Origin of the sequence: Rhodoligotrophos defluvii (genome assembly GCF_005281615.1) — a bacterium.
Taxonomy (GTDB): Bacteria; Pseudomonadota; Alphaproteobacteria; order Rhizobiales; family Im1; genus Rhodoligotrophos; species Rhodoligotrophos defluvii.
In genome coordinates this window covers 1,009,332-1,026,992 of the sequence record NZ_SZZM01000001.1, presented here as the reverse complement: position 1 = coordinate 1,026,992, position 17,661 = coordinate 1,009,332, and the positions used below count along the sequence as shown (strand labels likewise).

At 64.0% G+C, this 17,661-nt stretch carries 16 protein-coding genes; 12 read left to right on the top strand and 4 right to left on the bottom strand.

The window, feature by feature from the left end:
• Window positions 1–876: 876 nt before the first annotated feature.
• Together metH and E4P09_RS04910 are read left to right on the top strand one after the other, a co-directional pair.
• Entirely contained in the window at window positions 877–4,644 is a 3,768-nt protein-coding gene (metH, locus tag E4P09_RS04915; RefSeq protein WP_137388424.1) for a methionine synthase, read from the top strand.
• A gap of 91 nt (window positions 4,645–4,735) precedes the next feature.
• The gene (locus tag E4P09_RS04910; RefSeq protein ID WP_137388423.1) at window positions 4,736–5,362 is read left to right on the top strand and encodes a class II aldolase/adducin family protein; all 627 of its coding nucleotides are present in this window, start codon (window positions 4,736–4,738) and stop codon (window positions 5,360–5,362) included.
• Here E4P09_RS04910 and E4P09_RS04905 read toward each other — a convergent pair.
• Window positions 5,353–5,592 carry a hypothetical protein gene (locus E4P09_RS04905; protein ID WP_137388422.1) on the bottom strand — a complete coding sequence of 80 codons (240 nt, stop codon included), beginning with the start codon at window positions 5,590–5,592 and terminating at the stop codon, window positions 5,353–5,355. The two genes, E4P09_RS04910 and E4P09_RS04905, sit on opposite strands and share 10 nt — an antisense overlap.
• A 311-nt stretch (window positions 5,593–5,903) precedes the next feature.
• On the opposite strand from E4P09_RS04905, the gene E4P09_RS04900 reads away from it, so the two are divergent.
• From E4P09_RS04900 to E4P09_RS04855, 10 genes are all read left to right on the top strand, one after another.
• Window positions 5,904–6,737, top strand: coding sequence for an enoyl-CoA hydratase-related protein (locus E4P09_RS04900; RefSeq protein ID WP_137388421.1), 834 nt, complete (start codon window positions 5,904–5,906; stop codon window positions 6,735–6,737).
• A 141-nt stretch (window positions 6,738–6,878) separates the two neighbouring features.
• Window positions 6,879–7,928, top strand: a complete 1,050-nt coding sequence (locus tag E4P09_RS04895; protein WP_137388420.1) for an ABC transporter substrate-binding protein — start codon at window positions 6,879–6,881, stop codon at window positions 7,926–7,928.
• Between the two features lie 117 nt (window positions 7,929–8,045).
• Window positions 8,046–9,158, top strand: a complete 1,113-nt coding sequence (locus tag E4P09_RS04890; RefSeq protein WP_137388419.1) for an ABC transporter ATP-binding protein — start codon at window positions 8,046–8,048, stop codon at window positions 9,156–9,158.
• 11 nt (window positions 9,159–9,169) lie between these two features.
• Window positions 9,170–10,069: an ABC transporter permease gene (locus tag E4P09_RS04885; RefSeq protein WP_137388418.1), complete on the top strand. Its 900-nt coding sequence runs from the start codon at window positions 9,170–9,172 to the stop codon at window positions 10,067–10,069.
• Window positions 10,070–10,085: 16 nt separating this feature from the next.
• Window positions 10,086–10,871, top strand: a complete 786-nt coding sequence (locus tag E4P09_RS04880; protein ID WP_338048985.1) for an ABC transporter permease — start codon at window positions 10,086–10,088, stop codon at window positions 10,869–10,871.
• Between the two features lie 23 nt (window positions 10,872–10,894).
• Window positions 10,895–11,683, top strand: coding sequence for an enoyl-CoA hydratase/isomerase family protein (locus E4P09_RS04875; RefSeq protein ID WP_137388416.1), 789 nt, complete (start codon window positions 10,895–10,897; stop codon window positions 11,681–11,683).
• A 33-nt stretch (window positions 11,684–11,716) separates the two neighbouring features.
• Window positions 11,717–12,874, top strand: coding sequence for an acyl-CoA dehydrogenase family protein (locus E4P09_RS04870; RefSeq protein WP_137388415.1), 1,158 nt, complete (start codon window positions 11,717–11,719; stop codon window positions 12,872–12,874).
• Window positions 12,875–13,543, top strand: a complete 669-nt coding sequence (locus E4P09_RS04865; protein WP_137388414.1) for a TetR family transcriptional regulator C-terminal domain-containing protein — start codon at window positions 12,875–12,877, stop codon at window positions 13,541–13,543.
• Window positions 13,544–13,572: 29 nt separating this feature from the next.
• Window positions 13,573–15,687, top strand: a complete 2,115-nt coding sequence (locus E4P09_RS04860; RefSeq protein WP_137388413.1) for an acetate--CoA ligase family protein — start codon at window positions 13,573–13,575, stop codon at window positions 15,685–15,687.
• A gap of 59 nt (window positions 15,688–15,746) precedes the next feature.
• Window positions 15,747–16,247: a type VI secretion system-associated protein TagO gene (locus E4P09_RS04855; RefSeq protein WP_137388412.1), complete on the top strand. Its 501-nt coding sequence runs from the start codon at window positions 15,747–15,749 to the stop codon at window positions 16,245–16,247.
• 26 nt (window positions 16,248–16,273) lie between these two features.
• On the opposite strand, the gene E4P09_RS04850 is transcribed toward E4P09_RS04855, so the two are convergent.
• From E4P09_RS04850 to E4P09_RS04840, 3 genes are all read right to left on the bottom strand, one after another.
• A complete protein-coding gene (locus tag E4P09_RS04850) occupies window positions 16,274–16,564 on the bottom strand; it encodes an HPr family phosphocarrier protein (RefSeq protein WP_137388411.1) in 291 nt (96 codons plus the stop codon).
• A gap of 21 nt (window positions 16,565–16,585) precedes the next feature.
• Window positions 16,586–16,990: a PTS sugar transporter subunit IIA gene (locus E4P09_RS04845; RefSeq protein ID WP_137388410.1), complete on the bottom strand. Its 405-nt coding sequence runs from the start codon at window positions 16,988–16,990 to the stop codon at window positions 16,586–16,588.
• Between the two features lie 178 nt (window positions 16,991–17,168).
• Complete coding sequence (locus tag E4P09_RS04840) at window positions 17,169–17,660, bottom strand: HPr kinase/phosphorylase (protein ID WP_137388409.1); 492 nt, start codon at window positions 17,658–17,660, stop codon at window positions 17,169–17,171.
• Window position 17,661 lies beyond the last annotated feature (1 nt).

The following is a 17,661-nucleotide window of genomic DNA, read 5'->3' as shown; positions in this document are numbered from 1 at the left end:
GGAATGAAAGCCTCGGACCCTCGGCCCGGAAGCGCCAGATGCCGAGCCGAGGGCGCGCTAGCCCGCGATGGGGTGGGCCCGCAGAAACAGAGCTCGGACGATTTTCATGCGCCTCTTCATATGAAGAAGGCTGGTGATTTCCAATCGGTTTGTCAAGCGATGGATATTGGAACGAGAGCGGCTGCAGGATGGTGTTTTTGGATGCTGACCATGGGTTCAGGCGGCAGTGCCCAGTTGAGCAGATTGAGGTGATGAGCTTTGACGGCTACGGGACCTCGCAATCGTACTGTTACAAATAATGGAATATTAAAGACCTGGCGCTAGACAATCATGAGTAGGGTTGCAGCTCAATCGCTTCTTATGGTGCGTCGATGGTTAGTATGTTTAATCAGCATTACGATTTGGGGCCTCACATAAATCTTGGTCTCGGTGGTACGTATATCACAAACAACAATCCGGTAACCTATACTACCGGGCAGTCATCTGCGGCCCAGCCGTTTGTAGGTTACGCTGCGTTCCACCCAAATACCGGCGATCCGCAGGATCATCATGCTCCCGGTGGGGATCACTTCGTGCCAGCCACAGCTGAACAAGTGTTGCACGCTCTGGGCGATCTTTGGCATCAGTGAGCCCCGCAGGAGGCCACCGGCAGATAGCCCCCTTTGCCGATCATTCCCCCTAGCCGCCATCCAAATTGGCATCGTCCGTCCACCGAAGCCCCCGCGCTCCAGTGCGGGGGCTTGTTTTGTCCTCTCCTCACATAACCAGATAGCGTGGGGGAATCTTTGCGTGATATCGGAGCTTCCTGGTTGCGCATATATAACCATATCTTTATATCTCGATTACGAGATGGTCCCTTGAAGCTAGGACGACAGCATGTCGGATAACCTCAGCCATTCAGCGCCAGCCAGCGGCAGCGAGATTCGCACCGCTCTCGCCCGGCTGGCGCGTGAGCGGATCCTTATCCTCGATGGAGCGATGGGGACCCAGATCCAGGGGTTGGGCTTCGGGGAAGGTCACTTCCACGGCACCCATACGGCTGGCTGCAGCTGTCAGCTCCAGGGCAACAACGACTTGTTATCGCTGACCCAACCCGAGGCGATCCGGCAGATCCATCTCGATTATTGCCTGGCCGGGGCCGACATCATCGAGACGAACACCTTCTCCTCGACCAGCATCGCGCAGGCGGATTACGGCACCGAGGCCCTCGTCTATGAGATGAACGTGCAGAGCGCGCGCCTGGCGCGCGCGGCGTGCGCGGAAGCGATGGCGCGCGACGGCCGGCGGCGCTTCGTGGCCGGCGCGCTCGGACCAACCAACCGCACGGCCTCGATCTCGCCTGACGTGAACAACCCGGGCTATCGCGCGGTGACCTTCGACCAGCTCCGCGACGCCTATGGCGAGCAGGTCCGCGGGCTCATGGACGGCGGCGCCGAGATCATCCTGATCGAGACGATCTTCGACACGCTGAACGCCAAGGCCGCGATCTTCGCCTGCGAGCAGGTTTTCGCGGAGAAGGGAAACCGGCTACCGGTGATGATCTCCGGCACCATCACTGATCTTTCCGGCCGGACTCTGTCCGGCCAGACGCCGACGGCGTTCTGGTATTCCGTGCGCCACGCCCAGCCGTTCACCATCGGTCTCAATTGCGCGCTGGGCGCCGCCGCCATGCGGCCGCACGTGGCCGAAATCGCGGCCGTTGCGGATGCGCTTGTCTGCACCTATCCCAATGCCGGCCTGCCCAACGCCTTTGGCGGCTACGATGAAAGCCCGGACGACATGGCGGCGCAGATCAGGGGCTTTGCGGAAGAGGGCCTCGTCAATGTGGTGGGTGGCTGCTGCGGCTCGACCCCTGAGCATATCCGCGCGATTGCCGATGCAGTGGCCGGTCTTGCGCCACGGGCTGTGCCGGAGGTTCCGCGGCTCATGCGGCTGTCGGGGCTCGAGCCTTTCGTGCTCTCGCCAGACATTCCCTTCGTCAATGTGGGCGAGCGGACAAATGTCACGGGTTCGGCGAAATTCCGGAAGCTGATCACCGCCGGCGACTATGCTGGCGCGCTGGAGGTGGCACGCGATCAGGTGGCCAATGGCGCTCAGGTCATCGACGTCAATATGGACGAGGGCCTCATCGACTCCGAGCGGGTCATGGTGGAGTTCCTGAATCTCATCGCCGCGGAGCCGGATATTGCCCGGGTCCCGGTGATGATCGACTCCTCCAAGTTCTCGATCATCGAGGCGGGCCTCAAATGCGTGCAGGGCAAGGCCCTGGTGAACTCCATCTCGCTGAAAGAGGGCGAGGACGCGTTTCTGGAGCATGCCCGCCGGGTTCGCGCCTATGGGGCAGCGGTGGTGGTGATGGCCTTCGACGAGGGGGGCCAGGCGGACACTCAGGAGCGCAAGGTCGAGATCTGCACCCGCGCATACAAGCTGCTGACGGAGAAGGCCGGCTTCCCGCCTGAAGACATCGTGTTCGACCCGAATATCTTCGCGGTGGCCACGGGCATCGAGGAGCACGACGGCTACGGGCTGGCCTTCATCGAGGCGACGCGCCGCATACGGCAGACTTTGCCGCATGTGCATGTTTCGGGCGGCGTTTCGAACCTGTCCTTCTCGTTCCGCGGCAATGAGCCGGTGCGCGAGGCGATGCACGCGGTGTTCCTCTATCACGCCATCCAGGCAGGGATGGACATGGGCATCGTCAATGCCGGGCAGCTGGCGGTCTACGAGGCGATCGACCCGGAGCTGCGCGAGGCTTGCGAGGACGTGGTGCTCAACCGCCGGGGGGATGCGACCGAGCGGCTCCTGGCCTTGGCGGAGCGCTTCAAGGGCACCGCCACGCGGGAGGCAAGCGAAAGGGACCTGGCCTGGCGCAGCTGGCCCGTGGAGAAGCGGCTGGAGCACGCGCTGGTCAACGGCATCAACGAATTCATCGACGTGGACGTCGAAGAGGCACGGCAGAAGGTAGCGCGTCCGCTGCACGTGATCGAAGGTCCGCTGATGGCCGGCATGAACGTGGTCGGCGACCTGTTCGGCTCGGGCAAGATGTTCCTGCCGCAGGTGGTGAAGTCCGCCCGGGTGATGAAGCAGGCGGTGGCCTACCTCCTGCCCTACATGGAGCAGGAGAAGGCGGCCAATGGCGGTGACGGCGGCGGGCGCTCGGCCGCGGGCAAGGTTCTGATGGCAACCGTCAAGGGCGACGTCCACGACATCGGCAAGAACATCGTCGGCGTGGTGCTCGCCTGCAACAATTACGAGGTGATCGATCTCGGGGTGATGGTGCCGGTAACCAAGATCCTGGAGACAGCACGCAAGGAGAAGGTGGACATCATCGGTCTGTCCGGTCTCATCACCCCGTCTCTGGACGAGATGGTGCATGTGGCCTCGGAGATGGAGCGGGAAGGCTTCGACCTGCCGTTGCTCATCGGCGGGGCAACCACGAGCCGGGTGCATACGGCGGTGAAGATCCATCCGCGCTACAACCGCGGGCAGGCGGTCTATGTGACTGACGCCAGCCGCGCCGTGGGCGTGGTCTCGAGCCTGATGTCGCCGGAGGCCCGGCCCGGCTATGTGGAGACGGTGCGGGCCGAATATCGCAAGGTGGCGGAGGCGCATGCCCGCAGCGAGGCAGAGAAGCTGCGTTTGCCCCTCGCACGGGCGCGGGCCAACGCCTTCAAGGCGGACTGGGCGAATTATGCCCCGCCGGCGCCGCGCTTCCTGGGCAGGCGCGTGTTCGACACCTACGATCTCGCCGAGCTTGCCCGTTATATCGACTGGACGCCGTTCTTCCAGACCTGGGAGCTCAAGGGGCGCTTTCCGGCCATATTGGAAGACGAGAAGCAGGGCCAGGCGGCACGGCAGCTCTATGAGGATGCCCGGGCGATGCTCGCCAGGATCATCGCCGAAGGCTGGTTCAAGCCGCGGGCGGTCATCGGCTTCTGGCCGGCCAATGCGGTGGGTGACGATATCCGCCTGTTCACGGACGAGAGCCGGGAGCAGGAGCTTGCCACCTTCTTCACCCTGCGCCAGCAGCTGGCCAAGCGCGGGGACAAGCCCAATATGGCGCTGGCTGATTTCGTAGCGCCGATCGAGTCGGGCAAGGCCGACTATCTCGGAGGCTTCGTGGTGACCGCCGGTATCGAGGAAGAGGCCATTGCCCAGCGATTTGCCCGGGCGAATGACGACTATTCATCTATCCTGGTGAAGGCGCTGGCTGACCGGTTCGCGGAAGCTTTCGCCGAGGCGATGCACCAGCGGGTGCGGCGCGAGTTCTGGGGCTATGCGCCCGACGAGACATTCACGCCGGAGGAGTTGATCACCGAGCCTTATCGCGGCATCAGGCCGGCGCCGGGCTATCCGGCCCAACCCGATCATACGGAGAAGGCCACGCTGTTCCGCCTGCTGGATGCGGAGAAGGCGACCGGCGTGCGGCTCACCGAGAGCTATGCCATGTGGCCGGCATCGTCGGTTTCCGGACTCTATTTCGCCCATCCGGACTCATATTATTTCGGCGTAGCGAAGGTTGAACGGGATCAGGTCGAGGACTATGCGGCGCGCAAGGGCATGGCGGTGAGCGACGTCGAGCGCTGGCTCGGGCCCATTCTCAACTACATACCGGGCCAGGCGGACGCATCCGCTGCGGCATAGCTCTGGTGACACCCGCGTCCCGTCATTTTGGCTGGAGAGAAGCCTGCTATTGGGGTTATCTGCTCAGCCGGATGGGAGAATCGACGTGACAATGCCGGACGAAACAGCTGAGGCGGTGGCCGAGACCTACCGCTTGCTGGGCACCCATGGATTTTGCTTCGGCGGCTCGGGCAATGTGAGCTGCCGGACCGCCACGGGCATGCTCATCACCCGATCCGGCGTGACGGTGGACAAGGTCGAGGCCTCCGACATCGTGGCAACGGACCGGGAGGGGCGACCGCTCGGCAATGGCAAGCCGTCCAGCGAATGCTTCATGCATGCCGAGATCTACGCCGCCTACCCGCAGGCGCGGGCGGTGATCCATTCCCACTCGGATGCGTGCACGGCGCTCGCCTGTCTCGGTGAGGGCTTGCCCGCGTTCCACTACATGGTCGTGGGCTTCGGCGGCAGCGATGTGCGCTGCGCGCCCTATACCACCTTCGGCACGCCCGAGCTGGGGCGGCTGGCAGTGGAGGCCCTGCGCGACAGGAGCGCCTGTCTGCTCGCCAACCACGGCATGATCTGCCACGGCAGCTCGCTGCGCGACGCCTTCCTGCGGGCGCAGCGGCTGGAAACCCTGAGCCGCCAGTATCTCCTGGCGCGCTCGGCCGGCGTCCCGCGCATTCTGACCGCCGAGGAGATTGCCGCGGCGATCAAGCGCTATGAGACTTACGGCTGATTCTGCGCGCTTTCGATCAGCTTGCGGAACTGCAGCATGGGCCGGCCGTTCTTGACGAAGCCGACATAGGTATCGCCCTGCCTGTAGACTTCGCCGCAGTGGCGGGCATTGTTGGTCCAGGACTTGAACGAGACGCAAAGCTTGCGCCCCACCACCGACCAAATGCCGGTGTCGCTGGCGAGCATGGCCTTGCCGGACATGCTGCCGTTTCCGGACGCGGTGATGGTCACGCTGTGTTGTCCTTGCCAGGTACCGGCAAAGGAACCTGGGAAGAGCGCGCGGATTTCCGAACCGGACAGGGGCTTCATCCCTCCGGCGTCAGCTTGAGACGTGAGAGCGAACAAGCCGATCGTTGCAAGCAAAAAAAGTTTCTTCACCCCCGAGGCCTCCAGGCAAATAGGGCGTTGTGTCTAACGTGCTGAACCGCGGTACTGGCGATCTTGGACACGCCGGTTAATGCACCCCTTGCGTCCTCTTTTCTCATCCCACATCGTTCCTGAAGATTGGATGAACATCCAACCTACAGCCTGGGAGAGGAAACATGTCAGGTGCGGAGCAGTCCCCGCTCGTCAAAGTGGAACGGCGTGCTCGGGTGCTGGAAATAGTGCTCGATCATCCGCCGGTCAACGCCATAAACCGTCGCCTCAGCCGCGAGGTCTATGCGGCAGCCCGTTCGCTGCAGGAGGATTCGGAGCTTGGAGTCGGCTTGGTGACCGGTGCGGGAGAGCGTGCGTTCTCGGCCGGATGGGACTTCCGGGAGGCTCTCGCAACGGCGAGCGAGCATGGCTCTCCCTTCGGGAATACTGCGGAAAATCCCATGGATTTCGGCGGCTTTGGGGGGATCACCAACTATCCCGGATTGCTGAAGCCTCTGGTGGCTGCAGTGCAGGCGCCGGCGATCGGCGGGGGGTTTGAAATCGCATTGGCCTGTGACGTGATTGTGATGGCTGAGGATGCCTTCTTCCAGCTGCCGGAGATGCAGCGCGGCATATTGCCCGATGCGGGTGGGGTGCAGCGGCTGCCGCGCCGCGTGCCCCGCAATGTGGCGGTGGAATTGATGCTGACGGGCCGGCGGATGACGGCGCAGGAAGCCCGCCACTGGGGGCTGGTGCACGCAGTTTACCCCCGCGACGAGCTCCTGGACGCAGCACGGGCCCTGGCGGACGAAATCGCGGAGGGGGCGCCTCTGGCCATGCAGGCGCTCAAGGAGGTGCTCGCGGCAACGGAGCTGATGCCGCTCGAAGAGGCGATGCGCATCGACCGGCAGCCCCCTGAACACCTCATCACCTATCGCCGGATGATGGCCAGCCGCGATGCGGAGGAGGGACCGCGCGCCTTCCTGGAGAAGCGCAAGCCGGTCTGGCGCGGCCAGTAAGCTTACAGGGTTCGGAGCTTTTTTGTACGTCCAACAAAACGGCTTGTGCAGTCCGCGAAGCTGTGGATTATAGACGCAGGTCGAAGTCTCGCCGGGTAGGGCTCGGACAAGAGGACAAGACCAAAGAGGAGGAATCGCCTGATGAAGATTATCGCAAAGGCTGCCGCGGCAGCCTTGCCGCTGCTGTGCGCAGCGCTCACATCGCCCGCGCTTCACGCACAAGAGACCGTGAATGTCGCCTCCTATGGCGGGGCATATCAGGAGGCGCTGAAAAAGGCCTTCTACGACCCCACCGCCAAGGCGCTCGGCATCACCATCAAGGACTACACGCTTTCCAGCATCGCTGACATCCGCACCCAGGTGAAGGCGGGTGCGGTCGAGTGGGACGTAGTGGAGCTCTATTCCGGCCAGTGCCAGCAGGCGGCCAACGAGGGGCTGTTGGAGCCGCTCGATTACAACGTGATCAATACGGACGGCATCCCGAAGGACCTGGTGCAGAGCCATTGGGTGGGCTTCACCGCCTATTCGTCAGTGCTCGCCTACAACACGGAGGTCTATGGGGACAACCCGCCGAAGAGCTGGGCCGATTTCTGGGACGTCGAGAAATTCCCGGGCACGCGGGCGCTTGGCGGCTACGGCCTTTCGACCACGGCCGAGATCGCGCTCATGGCTGATGGCGTGCCGAAGGACAAGCTCTATCCAATAGACCTCGACCGCGCGGTCAAAAAGCTGCAGGAGATCCGCCCGCACATCGTTGCGTGGTGGACGTCCGGCGCGCAGGCGGCGCAGCTCGCCAGCAGCGGCGAAGCGGATATGCTGTCCATTTGGGTCGCCCGTATCGAAGCGGCGATCAAGGACGGGGCGCCCTACGCCTTCACCTATAATCAGGCCATTATGGACGTGGAGTGCCTGGTGGTGCCGAAGGGCGCGCCGAACCGGGAACTGGCGATGAAGGTGATCAACTCCTTCCTGTCGCCCGACCTGCAGGCCGAGCTGCCGAAATATGTCTCCTACGGCCCGATCAATCAGAAGGCCTACGAGACCGGAAAGATCACCCCGGAGCAGACGGCCAAGGCGAATACATCGCCGGACAACCTGGCCAAGCAGGTGGTGCAGAACAAGGCTTACTGGGCCGAGAACGGGCAGAAGTCGCAAGAGATGTGGGACGCGTTCCTGCAGAAGAGCCAATAGCGCGCTTCACAGGTTGTCGGCGCCGTCGCGATGATCGGCTGCAAGGTCGTCGACGCGGTAGCGCCGGCGGGTCCGCGCTCCACCCTTACTGTGATTGTGAGCATGCTGAGAGAAGTCATGACCGGGTTCAATCAAGGCCGCCGGCCCGGCGCCAAGGCGTTGCCCGTTGCCATCACCGGTCTTACGAAACGTTATGGCGCCGTGGTGGCGCTGGACCAGGTGAGCCTGGCTGTGGCGCCGGGCGAGTTCGTGACCCTGCTCGGCCCCTCCGGCTCCGGTAAGACCACCCTGCTGATGGCGGTTGCCGGATTTAGCCGGCCCGACAGCGGCTCGATCGCCATAGACGGGCAGGAGATCGTGCGCCTGCCGCCGCACAAGCGGAATATCGGCATGGTGTTTCAGAATTACGCTCTGTTCCCCCATATGACCGTGGGCGACAACATCGCCTATCCCCTGCGGCTGCGCGGGGTCGGCAAGGGGGATGCGCGGCAGAAAGTGGAGCAGGCGCTGGGCCTGGTGCAGCTCACGGGCTATGAGGACCGCCGGGTGGACCAGCTGTCCGGCGGACAGCGCCAGCGGGTGGCGCTGGCCCGCGCCGTCGTGTTCGAGCCTCGCATTCTGCTGATGGACGAGCCGCTGTCGGCGCTCGACAAACAGCTGCGCGAGCATATGCAGATCGAGATCCGGCGGCTGCACAACCAGCTCGGCATGACGACCATCGCCGTCACCCATGACCAGCGTGAGGCGCTGACCATGTCGGACCGGGTCGCCGTGCTCAACGATGGCCGGCTGATGCAGTTCGACACACCGCAGGAGATCTACGAGCACCCGCAGAGCCGCTTCGTGGCGGAGTTCATCGGAGAATCGAGCTTCCTGCCGGTGTTGGTGAATGGCTCGACCGCCAGTTTCGAGGGGGTAACCCTCAAGCTGCCGGAGCAGCCAAGGGGAGCATCGGATGGACTGCAGCTGTTGCTGCGGCCGGAGAAGCTGGAACTCTGTCCCGGCGAGAACGAGCCCGACCGCGACGACGTCAACCATTTCCGCGGCACGCTCACCGAAGCCGTTTTCCAGGGCGAGAGCGTGCTGGCCACCGTGCGGCTGAGCGGTGATCACGAGATCATCGCCCGGGTGCCCAACAGCAAGTTGCAAGCCCGCAGCCTGCCCGAGATCGGCGCGCCCGTGTGCCTGGCCATGCATGTCCAGGATACACGGCTGGTTGCGGCGAACTGAGGGGCGGTGCCATGACCAGCACAGTCCTGACCCTCCCTGCAGAGGCGATCAATGCGGACGGCCTCGAGGCGGATGCCCGTGCCGAGCGGCGTGGTCTGCTGGCCCTCTGCACGCCGGGCCTGCTGATCGTGCTCTTCCTGCTGTGCCTTCCCGTGGGCTGGCTGTTTCTGCTCTCGGCGGTGGACGGTGAGGGTGCCCTGACCATCGAGAATTATGCGCGGATCTGGACAGAAGGCGCCTATCTCTCGATCTTCATCGTCACCTTTCAGATCAGCACGCTGGTGACGCTCATCTGCGCCGTGCTCGGCTATCCGCTGTCCTATTGCCTCAGCCAGCTGCCGCAGAAATGGGCGGGCCTGCTGCTGTTGGGCGTGCTGATCCCGTTTTGGACGTCGCTGCTGGTGCGCACCTATGCCTGGCTGGTGCTGCTGCAGCGGCGCGGGATCGTGAACAACTTTTTGCTGGATCTTGGCCTGATCGATCAGCCGCTGCGCCTGGTCCACAACATGACCGGCACGGTGATCGGCATGGTGCATGTGATGCTGCCGTTCCTGGTGCTGCCGCTCTATGCCTCCATGCGGGCGATCGATCCGGGCTACCTGCGCGCGGCCTCCAATCTCGGGGCGTCGCCGACCCGCGCCTTCTGGCAGATCTTCTTCCCGCTCTCGATGCCGGGGCTGGTGGCTGGCCTGATCCTCACCTTCATTCTGTGTCTGGGCTTCTACATCACGCCGGCCATTCTCGGCGGCGGGCGCGTGCAGATGATCGCACAGCGGGTGGAGGCGTCCGTATCGCTCTATCCGACCTGGGGGCCGGCGGCGGCGCTCGGCGTGGTTCTGCTGGTGCTGACGGTGGCCTTTCTGCTGCTGAGCCGCTTCATCCTAGTGCGGCTGAACAAGAGGCTGGGGTAGGCGCATGGAACATCACGTGCCCCACAGCAACCGCCTCTGGCTCTACGGTCTCACCGCGCTGATCATGCTGTTCCTGATCGCGCCGACCTTCATCGTGGTGCCGATGTCGTTCTCATCATCCAATTCGCTCATGTTCCCGCCGCCGGGCTTCTCCTGGCGTTGGTATCAGTCGTTCTTCACCAAGCCGCAGTGGCAGGATGCCACCATGGTTTCGGTCAGAGTGAGCGTGCTTACCATGCTGCTGGCAACGCCGATCGGCACGGCGGCGGCTTACGGCCTGCATGTGGGGCAGTTCAGGCTCAACAACCTGATCTATGGCGCGCTGATCGCGCCGCTGATGGTGCCCGTCATCCTGATCTCGATCGGCCTCTATTTCCTCTATGCGCGGCTTGATCTGGTGAACACGACGGCGGGCCTGGTTCTGGCCGACACCCTGCTCGCCGTGCCCTTCGTGCTGGTGACCGTCGCCGCGGGGCTCAAGACTTATGACATGAGCCAGGAGATGGTGGCGCGCAGCCTCGGCGCATCGCGGCTGTGGGCGTTCCTCACGGTGACGCTGCCGCAGATCCGCTATTCCGTGATTTCCGGCGCGCTGCTTGCCTTCATCATCGCCTTCGACGAGGTGGTGATCGCGATGCTCATCTCGGGCGGGGAGGGCGCCACCTTGACCAAGCGGATGTTCTCATCCCTGCGCGATGAGGTGGACCCGACGATCGCGGCCATCTCCACGCTGCTGATCGTGCTGACCACCATTCCGCCGATCATTCTCCACTTCCTGGCGAACCGCCGCAAAACGCCTTGAGATTCGAGGTTCAGGAGTCCTGCATGTCCAGATTTGTCGATGTGGAAGACCGCGGCGCCGTCCGCCTGATTGCCCTCAACCGGCCCGATGTGCGCAATGCCATCAACACGGCGATGCTGCTGCAGATGCGCAAGGCGGTGAAGGAGGCTGCCGAGGCCGAGCACCTGCGCGCCATCGTGTTCACCGGCCGCGGCGGTGCCTTTTCCGGCGGGGCCGATGTCAAGGAATGGGCCGACAAGATCAAGGGGATCGATCCGCATCCGGACAATAATTGGGTGGAGGAAGCGATCAAGCTGGTGCACGAGGTCTATTCCCTGCGCAAGCCGACCATCGCAATGATCGACGGGGCGGCGGTGGGCGCCGGCCTCGACATGGCACTGGCCTGCGACTTCCGCATCGCCTCCAGCCGGGCCAAGTTCATCTGCGCCTATACCCGCATCGGCTACCCGCCGGATTGCGGCGGCTCATGGCTGATGCCGCGGGTCATGGGGCTCGAGAATGCCAAGCTGTTTGCCTATACGGGCGAGCTCTATGACGCAGAGAAGGCGCTGGAGACCGGGCTGGTGACGCGGGTTGTGGAGCCCGAGGCGCTCGAGGCGGACACCATGGCGCTCGCGGAGAAGCTCGCTTCGGGCCCTACCGTGGCGATCGGCCTGGCCAAGCACCTCATGGATAGCGCGCACAAGCGGTCTCTCGCCGAGCAGCAGCTGCTGGAATCCGAATATGGCCGGATCTGCGCCAAGACGGCGGATCACGAAGAAGGGCTCAAGGCTGCCAATGAGCGGCGCGCTCCGGTTTTCGTCGGCCGCTAGACGCGCGCGCCGATAGCAGAGGACACCCATCCCGTGGACTTTTCACTGACATTCGAACAGCAGGCGCTGGTCGAGGCGCTGACCGCCTTCGTGGAAAAAGAGCTCTATCCGCACGAGGACATCGTGGAAGAGCTGCGCGCCGTGCCCGACGAGATCGCCCAGGACATCAAGCGCAAGGCCAGGGAAGCAGGCTTCATGGCGATGAACATGCCGGTGGAGCTGGGTGGGGGTGGCCTGGATTATCAGACCCTGGCCCAAGTCGAGCGGGTGATGGGCAAGCCGTCGGCGGCGCTGAGCCTCCTCGTCAAGCGGCCGACCCAGATCCTGCTCGCCTGCAAGGGCGACCAGATCCAGGAATATCTGATGCCCTGCATCAGGGGCGAGAAGCTCGACTGCTTCGCCCTAACGGAGCCGCATGCGGGGTCGGACGCCCGCGCCATCCGTACGTCCGCCCGGCGCGACGGGGACGACTGGATCATCAATGGGGTCAAGCAGTTCATCTCGCATGCGGATGCTGCCGACTTCATCATCTTGAACGCGGTCACCGGCGAGGACGAGACACCCAACGGCAAGCGCAAGCGCTTCACGGTGTTCCTGGTGGACCGCGACACGCCGGGCGTGACCATCACGCCGATGAAGTCGATCTGCACGCGTGGCTACAACCCGAACATGATCTATTTCGAGGACGTGCGGGTGCCCAATGCCAAGATCCTGGGGGAGGAGGGCAATGGCTTCAACTTTGCCAATGACTGGCTCTATTCGGGCCGGGTGATGCTTGCAGCCCACTGCACCGGGCGGGCCGAGCGGGTGTTCGAGATGGCTTGCGACTGGGCAGCCAACCGCAAGGCTTTCGGCAAGACCATCGGCGAGTTCCAGGGCACCGGCTTCAAGATTTCGGACATGGCCATGGACATCCGGCTGGCGTTGCTGATGGTGCAGGAGGCGGCGTGGAAGATGGACCAGGGCACGCTCACCCGGCACGAGGCCTCCATGGTCAACCTGTTCGCGTCCGAGATGGTGGGCCGCGTGACCGACAACGCGGTGCAAATTTTCGGTGGCATGGGTGTGATGGAAGACTTCCCCATTCAACGCTTCTGGCGCGATGCGCGCGTGGAGCGTATTTGGGAGGGGACGTCCGAAATTCACCGGGACCTGATCGCCAAGGACATCCTGAAACAGTACAGGCATTAGATGAATAAGCCGGTCAAGCTGACCCCGACGATCGAAGCGCGTCGGCAGGATCTCATTCGCGGCACGATCAAGTCGATCGCGCAGCTCGGCTATACTAATTCGACGGTGCAGTCGATCTGCGATGCCGCGGGCCTGTCCAGGGGGCTGATCGGCCATTACTTCAACGGCAAGGAAGACCTGCTGCTGCAAGCCTTCCGGCATCTGGCCAACCAGCTTGACGACCATATGCGGCGGGCGCTCAAGCCGGTGGGGCATGACCCGTTCCGGCGGCTGCTTGCGGCGGCCATCGTCAGTTTCAGCGAACCGCACGCCCGGCGGGAGACGGCACCGGTGTGGCTGGCGTTCTCGGCCGTGGCCCGCTGGAACCCCGAAATGCTGGCGGTTCACCGAGAACTCTACGGACGCTACCGCCGCTGGATCGAGCGGATGATCCAGGCTGCCGCGGCCGACCGCGGGCTCGCGCTGGATAGCCGGGTGGCTTCGCTCACCTTCACGCAGCTGGTGGACGGCCTGTGGTTCGGCTGGGTGGTGGAACAGATCTACGACCTGGAAGAGGCGCGCCACGTGCTGTGCTCGTGGGTGTTCGAGACCTTCCACGAACGGCCGGAAAACCATGCCGATCTCCACGACATCCTGGCGGCGGCCGCGCCTCTCGATCTCGGCACCTGAACTGAATATTTGAACTAGGACTCGGGGTCATGGAAGCGAGGACGGGGCATAATCTTGCCCGGCGGGAGAACATCCGGCGCCTGCTGGCGCCCCGGCACCTGATGTTTGCCGGCGGCGAGCGCAACGTGGAGGCGATCGAGATCGCGCGGCGCGCCGGCTTTCCCGGGCGGATCATGGTGGTGCACCCGCGGCGCAAGGAGATCGCGGGCATTCCCTGCGTGCCCAGCGTGAAGGACCTGGACGTGGCGCCGGATGCGTCCTTTCTCAACATCCCGGCAGATGCGACCATCGAAATGGTGCGTGAGCTCAACGAGATCGGCGCCGGGGCGGCCGTGCTCTATGCCGCGGGGTTTTCGGAGCTGCCGGGCATCGGCCAGCAGCGTCATCGGGCGCTGGTCGAGGCGGCGGGCGACATGGCCATCGTCGGGCCGAACTGCTTCGGCGTCGTGAATTATGTGACCGGCGCCAGCTTGTGGAATGTGCCCTATATGACGGATGCGGGCCCACGCGGCGCCGCCATCATCGGGCAGAGCGGCAATGTCTGCATCAATCTCACACAGAATCAGCGAGAGGTGCCGTTCAGCTATGTGATCAGCGCCGGCAACCAGGCGGTGCTCGGGTTCGAGGACTATATCGACGTCCTGATCGATGATCCCAATGTCACCGCGATCGGATTATTCCTGGAAGGAATCCGCGACGTACCGGGGTTTGCCGCGGCTTGCGCCCGGGCGCTTGAGAAAGAGGTGCCGGTGGTGGCGTTCAGGGTGGGAGTCTCGGAGCTGGGCGCCAAGCTCGCGGCGAGCCACACCAGCTCGCTGGCCGGCCAGAACGAGCTCTATGACGCGCTGTTCGATCATCTCGGCGTGATGCAGACCACGTCGGTGCCGCAGTTCCTGGAGCTTTTGAAGACGGCCTCCCTGTGGCCGAAGCCACGTGGACGAAGGCTCACCGTGTTCTCAAGCTCGGGCGGCGATAACGGGATGGCGGCGGATTATGCCTCGCTTGCCGGGCTCGAGCTGCCGGAGCCCGACGCAGCCCAGCGCGCGGCGGTGCAGGCGCTGCTACCAGACTATGGCATCGCGTCCAATCCGCTGGACTTCACCGCGGGCTATTGGGGACGCGAGGACCTACTGACCCCGATGTTCACGGAGATGATGTCGCGGCACTACGACCAGGCGCTGCTGGTGATCGACCATGCCCGGCCGGAGGTGATACCGGCGCCGGACAAGGCCCATCAGGCCATGGTGCGCTCGCTGGCCTCGGCCAGCCGGGCAACCGGCATTCCCGGCGCAGTGGCGTGCGTGAACCCTGAGTCCATGCCGGAGGTGCTTCGCCGCATGATCATCGCGGAGGGGCTGCTGCCGTTGCAAGGGATCCACGATGCCGGGCCGGTGCTGGGCCTGTGGACCGCTTATGCGGAGCGGTGCCGCCGGGCCGAACCGGTGCAGGTGCCGTTCGCGGTTGCGCCGCTCGATCCTGTTCGGGCACGCAGCCTGAACGAGCATGCGTCCAAGACGGCGCTTGCCGCTTTCGGCCTGCGCGTGCCGGAGGGCCGTGTGGTGAGCCTTGCGGAACTGCCGCAGGTCGTTGCGGATATGCAGGGACCGTTCGCGCTCAAGGCTCTGCACGACGACTTGCTGCACAAGACCGAGGTCGGCGGGGTAGTCCTTGCTCTTGCCGACGCGCCGGCGGTGGCGGCGGCGGCGCGGGAGATGAAGGCTCGTGTGGAGCAGAACAAACCAGGGCTCAGCCTGGACCGTTTCCTGATCGAGCCGATGATCACGGATGCGGTGGCGGAGCTCATCGTCGGGGTGAAGCGCGATGCGCAGTTCGGCCTGGTGCTGGTGGTCGGCGCCGGTGGCATCCTGGTAGAGCTGCTGCGGGATGCGGAGAGGCTGCTGCTGCCGACCTCGCCCCAGGCGGTAGAAACGGCAATCAGGCGGCTCAAGAGCTTCAAGCTGCTCGACGGCTTCCGCGGACGCCCGCGCGGCGATATCGCCGGCGCCATCTCGGCGGTCATGAGCATTGCCGACTATGCGGCAGCCAACCGCGACACTTTGCTCGAGCTCGATGTCAACCCGCTGATGGTGCTGCCGGAAGGGCGCGGAGCAGTCGCCGCGGACGCTCTGATCGTGAGCGCCTGAGCTCGGGCTGGGCAGGCGCGGGTCTTGACGGCGGTAACGAGGCCCTGCATGAACGCGGCATGGTGAAGCGGTTCATTTCGGCGTTCTGCTCGTTCGCCCTGGTCTGCGCGACCACCCTCCCGGCCTATGCCGCTTGGCAAAAACTGGAGGAGGATGTGGTCACTGGCGGCAGCATTACCGTCATGATCATGACGGATGGCACGCCCGTCACGCCGTTGCATGGCTCGGAGACCATACCGACCCTGGTCATCCGCTGCTACCAGGACAAGACCGCGATCTATGTGCGATGGGACGGCTCCATTCATGCCGACCATGCCGCCGTTCAGTACCGCACCGACGATGGGTCCCAACACTCCGCCGGTTGGGACTTGTCGAGCAGCCATACAGCCACCGGGCTGTTCGACAGCGCGTCCAGCCTTCCGCTGATCAAGTCTCTTCTGGGACATCACAAGCTGGCATTGGTGCTGGCGCCGAACTCGGTCGCGCCGGTAAGCACGACCTTCGATCTCGACGATCTCGATCAGGCGATAAAGCCGATCCGCGAGGCCTGCGGCTGGTAGCGACGGCTGGTCTAGCCGGATCGATGTCAATCCTCGTGGAACTTGGCGGCGACGAGCCGTTCCAGTGCGTCCAAGGCTTCCTTGGCCTGCGGGCCGGTGGCGGTGACGAGAATCTTCGCGCCGGGGTGAGCCGCCAGCATCATCAGCCCCATGATCGACGTGCCGACCACCGTCTGCCCGTCCCGGGTCACCGTGACATGAGCATCGAAGCTGTCCGCGCATTTCACGAACTTGGCGGATGCCCGCGCATGAAGGCCCCGGCTGTTCACAATCTCAAGCTCGCGCTCGAGCGGCTTTTCTCCAGCTTCTGTTCTCATCGCTTAGTTCGTTTAGGGAGGTCAGGTGTCTCCGGACAGGACCCGGCTGGCGATATTGATGTATTTGCGGCCGGCATCCTGCGCTTGTTCGACCGCTTCCGCAATCGGCAACTCGGCGCGGACGCGGGCGAGCTTGATGAGCATGGGCAGGTTCACGCCGGCGATGACCTCCACATTGGTGCTCTGCATGGTCGAGATGGCGAGGTTCGACGGCGTGCCGCCGAACATGTCGGTCAGCAAGATCACCCCCTGTCCGGAATCGACCCGGCCCACGGCCGCAAGAATATCGGCGCGGCGCTGCTCCATATCGTCGTCCGGGCCGATGGAAATTGCCTCGACCTGCTGTTGGGGACCAACGACGTGCTCCATGGCCGCGCGGAATTCCGCTGCCAGCCGGCCGTGGGTCACGAGTACCAGTCCGATCATCCGGTTCTCTCTCTGTTGCTCTGCTGCGGCCAGACAGAACGGGGCCGTATCATGTCTGGGCGCGTCGCACATGCGACATTGTTGACCGACGGCTTGCCCGTTGCGGTCTTACCTCTTGCGCTCGCTGCCATCTCATTCACGACCATGGCCCCGGACCCTGCCATACCATCAGACTTGGCTATGTGGCGCTTGAAGGATTTCGGCGCAACGACCTGATCGCCATGCGCACTTTTGCCGGCGCCGAGGCCTCCCAAGGCGAGAGGCTAAGCCCGGGCACCAAGGCGCCCGCGATCTCGATTTCCGGCAAGGCAGGATCAGGCATCCGCTCTACCGCGCCATGCGGTGAAAAATTGATAGCCAGACGGACGACCGCGCGGTCCCTGATCTGCTGAACGGGCATGATGCCCAGTCCGCGCACCTCGATTAGTCCCCGCAAGGCTTCGGGTGCCGTTGCGACCAGCACGTCGCCTGCGCGGTGCAGAACGACCTGGTCGTCGCTGACGAGCATGCAAGGCATAGGCTCCAATCCCCCTCCGGAACCGCTCTCGTCGATAAGCCGCAAGGCAAGGTCCGACTTGCCTGATCCCGACGGTCCCAGGATCAGCACGCCATCGTCCTCAAACGCAACGCAGGTCGCATGCACGAGGCTCGTTGCGCTGCCGGCCGCCATG